Annotated in this window: 1 pseudogene; it reads right to left on the bottom strand. The window is 48.3% G+C overall.

The window, feature by feature from the left end:
- Positions 1-296 (bottom strand): annotated as a pseudogene (locus D0T84_RS23430) (IS5/IS1182 family transposase); the annotation flags it as partial.

The following is a 296-nucleotide window of genomic DNA, read 5'->3' on the forward strand; positions in this document are numbered from 1 at the left end:
TAACCGGTTCTATTGCTGCCCTGCGTCTAAACTTCCTCCGCTTTTTTTGTTTTTGATAATTGCTGTCTGCTTTCAAGGGTTTGCCCGGGAGACTCACCTTTACTCCTTTTATTGGGTTGACCCCTCTTGCTGCACGGTCATAGACGATCTCTTGGGGTAGCGGTAATTTATTCCTTTCCAGCTCGCCTATCAATGGCTCCGGGGTTCTGCTATCGTGAGGGTTGCCGGTGAAAGTGCGGATAGAGGTAATTACCAGGGAGTTGAAGCACATCAGAAAGCCTACCTTGTTGCCAAAT

Origin of the sequence: Dysgonomonas sp. 521 (assembly GCF_010501055.1) — a bacterium.
Classification (GTDB): Bacteria; Bacteroidota; Bacteroidia; order Bacteroidales; family Dysgonomonadaceae; genus Dysgonomonas.